Origin of the sequence: Alteromonas sp. IB21, from assembly GCF_016405965.1 — a bacterium.
Classification (GTDB): Bacteria; Pseudomonadota; Gammaproteobacteria; order Enterobacterales; family Alteromonadaceae; genus Alteromonas.
Window position 1 is genome coordinate 1 of sequence record NZ_JAEFCD010000048.1, and the last position, 4,092, is coordinate 4,092.

3 protein-coding genes and 4 pseudogenes are annotated in these 4,092 nt (G+C 40.4%); 1 reads left to right on the forward strand and 6 read right to left on the reverse strand.

The window, feature by feature from the left end; genetic code table 11:
- The 4 genes and pseudogenes from JC525_RS20030 to parS all read right to left on the reverse strand — a co-directional run.
- Window positions 1-210 (reverse strand): hypothetical protein (locus tag JC525_RS20030; RefSeq protein ID WP_233095327.1); only part of this gene is annotated, 210 nt, incomplete at its 3' end.
- 159 nt (window positions 211-369) lie between these two features.
- Window positions 370-852: pseudogene (locus tag JC525_RS19540) on the reverse strand (IS3 family transposase); the annotation flags it as partial.
- Between the two features lie 12 nt (window positions 853-864).
- Window positions 865-1,008: pseudogene (locus JC525_RS20260) on the reverse strand (transposase); the annotation flags it as partial.
- A gap of 776 nt (window positions 1,009-1,784) precedes the next feature.
- Complete coding sequence (gene parS / locus JC525_RS19545; protein WP_069945543.1) at window positions 1,785-2,222, reverse strand: type II RES/Xre toxin-antitoxin system antitoxin; 438 nt, start codon at window positions 2,220-2,222, stop codon at window positions 1,785-1,787.
- 842 nt (window positions 2,223-3,064) lie between these two features.
- Between parS and JC525_RS19550 the strand changes: the two genes are divergently transcribed.
- The gene (locus JC525_RS19550; RefSeq protein WP_069945545.1) at window positions 3,065-3,538 is read left to right on the forward strand and encodes a hypothetical protein; all 474 of its coding nucleotides are present in this window, start codon (window positions 3,065-3,067) and stop codon (window positions 3,536-3,538) included.
- A gap of 6 nt (window positions 3,539-3,544) precedes the next feature.
- Here JC525_RS19550 and JC525_RS20035 read toward each other — a convergent pair.
- Window positions 3,545-3,748 (reverse strand): annotated as a pseudogene (locus JC525_RS20035) (IS256 family transposase); the annotation flags it as partial.
- 13 nt (window positions 3,749-3,761) lie between these two features.
- A pseudogene (locus JC525_RS19555) lies at window positions 3,762-4,037 on the reverse strand (integrase core domain-containing protein); the annotation flags it as partial.
- Window positions 4,038-4,092: the final 55 nt, after the last annotated feature.

Below are 4,092 nucleotides of genomic sequence, written 5' to 3' on the forward strand. Positions count from 1 at the left end.
AAGGTCAAAATACTCTATTGGGATAAAACGGGCTTCGCACTCTGGTATAAACGCCACGGTGCGACAAGAAGTCGCTTTGCTTACTGTTGAACTTTGATTCAACCCTTCGTATTGCCGAAGGTTTCCTATTTCGACATGCGTTACTAGCAATGGTGAGGTGTGAAGCTCGAAAGACAATGTAGCCTTAAGTTCAACAGTGATGTTGAACAAACTGCAAGCATCATGCGGTTGGGCCCTAGGAATTAATGGTATGTGTAATTAACTGAACAGTTTTAACTGTCGTCATTATAAACAAGCTAAAGATGCTGACAAGCTTGAACCAAAAGGTGTGGTGGACAAGTTAACATGCTCTAGTCTCATGTGTAGTGGTCAATAAAATCCGGACACCTTTTTAGCTAATTTTTCTGCTTTCGCCGGTGGTAGCCCATCGTTAAATTGATGCGGTCTTTCCCAGTTGTAGTAATTCATCAGGTAATAACCCACATCTCGTTTTGCTTCGTTAATTGAACTGTAGCCAGTTGAAGGCATCCACTCGGATTTCAGGCTCCTGAACACACGCTCCATCGGGCTATTATCCCAGCAATTTCCTCGTCGACTCATACTCTGGGTCATCTTGTAACGCCACAGCCTTTGCCTGAACTTGCGCGCTGCGTACTGAGAGCCCTGGTCACTGTGGAACATCACACCTTCTGGCTTACCTCGTAGTTCATACGCCATATCTAAGGCTCTGGCTGCGAGTTCCGCATCCGGCCGGTGTGACATACTCCAACCGATAACCCTGCGAGTATGCAGGTCGATAACTACAGCAGCATAATGCCATGCTGAGCCCGCCCAGATGTAAGTGATGTCGCCGCGCTCTGCCTCAAGTTGCCGAACCCACTTGCGCAGAGTATTTTCATGTACATCTACTGCGCGACCAGCTTCAGTCATACTGTAACCCTGATCAACTACCAGGCTGGCTGAATCATGTTTAAATTCCGGACTGAATGATCGTCTTTGTCTTTTCATTGAACACCTCGTTATTAAGTGTAATGCTACCACTTAAAATGGTGTTCGGGTTTAGTCTGCCACTACATGTCAACCTCATATTGATTTGGGCTTTTGTAATCCAGTTATGAGTGCAGTCTTTGCCTGTTATAAAATGAATTAATCTATTGCTGATAGATGAACTAAGCTGTGCTATCACCAGATTTGAACAATGAGAGAAGTTGACTCGATAAAGTTTAAAACTCGCTAAATAGGTAAAGTGCTGGCAGCAAGAGGCGACATGTAAGCTTGATATAGCCACTTATTATGAGGCGCTCATACATCGAACAATTTGGAGCAAAAAAAGCGACGGCGTCTTGAGTTGCTGAGCTATCATTGAGTATTATCTACCAAGACTCGGTCTGAAACATTACTAAAACCCAAATAGTCATACGAACGAGGCGGGTAATCATTTCCAGATTAAAAGCACCTAAAAAACCAATTTATTTAATCAATTTAACTTCTGGAAGATGAGGGAATTTTCTCTCAATTTTTTCTTTTGATCGTTCTCTGAACGAGCTCATAAATTTATCCAATCGAGCTTTGTCTTCAGGCCGTGGATTTTTGCTCGATAAAATGAAGCTTAATGGAACTCTCGATACTCTGGCCATGGGACACCTTAGACACTCTTTCAAGCGATGCTTTGCCGTTCGAGCGAAAGCGACTTTTTTACTAAATTTGCCAAATTCAGCTAGTACAACAATGACGTATTAGCCTTAAGCTGATTTTTTACTGTTGAACATTATAGCGTGTTCTGACTAACAATACACACCATGCTCTAAACGACCAATAAATGCCAGGACCTCGCTTGTTCCTGCATATGTCGATATCATCGTTATCGGTTGAATACCGTTTAATCCACGAGAGGGGGACTTTAGCCAAGACATCGCTTTTTCTTTATTCCCATCAAAAAGTGTGATCCCTGCATTAATCATCTGAACAAGGCGAACTACTTTTTCGCTTTCGCCAACACCCAATTTCCCAGCGTTTGCACGACGACTTAGCGTGGATACTGAAATACCGAGTAACTCAACCAATTCTGCATTGGTCATTTCAGCGTAACGTGCGATGCGCAAATAGGTGGAGTAGGGTAAGCCTATTGCTATGGCATCTTGAAGCTGGCGACCTCTCTGGGGGATGTCAAGGATATCCCATATAGTTTGCTTTTTCCCTCTGACGCTCGTGTAAGTTACCATTATGTACTCTCACAATATGTCTCACTTCAAACAACGTAATAAAAAATTTAGTTGGCGGCAATAGTTCTCGTTTACCTGTTTGAATTAATATTCATTCATTTTTTGCTGAAACAGATATTTTACGAGGTGTAGTAATTTACGCTTGTATAGTCCATATCATAATGAAATTCGTAAAATTAAAATGGAAATTTTGGTGTAAAGCTAAACGTTTTAAGTCTTATCAAGCACTGTTTCAAGTTAGCAACACGAGTCTACTAAGTTTGGGCTTATGCAGCCTGATTAGGTAGTCTTGTACCTTCCTTCTCCAGTTACTCTTTTTTTGCAGCTTTATTTATCATGTCGACGTGCAATCCAATAAAAACCAATGCCCACTACTAATAGTGTTAATACAATAAATATAGTGCCGATAAGCTGAATTTCATTAATGGCTTGCACCTCCTCAGAGTTATCTTTGGAACGAAAATGCTATATTGAAATAAAAAGTAGCATAAACTAAGATGTTTCACAAAGGGTGACATAATGTTTGGGTTTAGTACTTATCCAATGGCCACCTATAGAGAAGCCAACATTCATTGCTTCCGATACTTCTTTTTGTATATAACCTTAATCAATGAGCAATTGCGCGGTTTCTAATCTAAACTCTGGACTGAATTTAACCCATTTCTTTTTACTCATTGATTCACCTAAACTTGCTATGCTCTCAGCGTAACTCTGAAAGTTAGGTGGTCACATTCAGTATGCCACTACACATGGGTAGTTATCATCATAAAAGGAATTTGCGCTTAGTTTAAGCGCTACAACGAATATGAAATATGTTAACCCCTAAAGGGAGTATCATAATTATGAAGGTCAATATTGAACCACTGGTAAACAAATTGTCTAGCCAAATAGCCCACCGTGTTACATCACACTCTAGCTCTGACATTATTCAGTGCAAAATTTTGAATACACTGGTGCGAAACGCAAGAGATAAAATGCTGGCAGCTGTAGAGAGTACTGAAAAAAAATCAATAGAAAACTATCTAGAGAAGACTAGAGGACAAGAAATAAAATTTACAATAACGATGTCTCAATTAGAGGAAGCAGTTGATTTGGAGATAAAGAGCCGTAAATTGATTGAAGAATTACTGTTTAACCTCGGAACAACTGCGGTGCAATGCGATATCATTAATTCTCAAGGAGTTGAAGAGTGGGTCGTGATGCCTTTACTCACTAAATTCAATTTAGAAGATAATAAAATTACTTATAGGTTTTGTAGTGAACTTCGTGAAGAAATACTTATCAGTAGAGCAGAGCCTGTAACAGATTCTGTGTAACTTCCATTAGTTATTGAGTTTGAGGCGTTCCTCGGATTCAATAATAAAACGACTCATCGCCTTACGCCAGTTTCGAATCGGCATCGACCATTTTTTACTGGCATCTTTTATTTTTAAGTACGCCATTTTTCTTACAAAACCATCACTGCGGAAGATCTTCCGCTTCTTAATGACTTCGTGGATAACGCTGTATAACGGTTCAATGGTGTTGACTACTTCCCCATTAATGAGACAGGGCTGATTTAGAGTTTTCTAGTTTTTCTCGGTAAGCTGCCGGAGGCAGGTTACCCAGACTTTCATGTGTTCTTTCTTCGTTATAATCCAGTCGCGAGAACCAAGCCATTTCTCTTACTTGATTGAGATTTTCAAACAAGTAAGCATCAAGAAACTCTCTGCGGAATGAACCGTTAAAGCGCTCTACGAAGCCATTTTGCTGCGGTTTACCTGGCTGAATATATACCAGTTCAATATTATTAGATTCACACCAATCCGTCAGCGTCTGCGTATTTCGGTGAATCCGATCGGTCGTTTCGGTTTTATCCGATCACTTTTTC

What these genes read in the sequence shown, in the direction of transcription:
- parS (WP_069945543.1), bottom strand. Translation starts at nt 2,222, where the DNA reads ATGGTAACTTACACGAGCGTCAGAGGGAAAAAGCAAACTATATGGGAT.
- JC525_RS19550 (WP_069945545.1), top strand. Translation starts at nt 3,065, where the DNA reads ATGAAGGTCAATATTGAACCACTGGTAAACAAATTGTCTAGCCAAATA.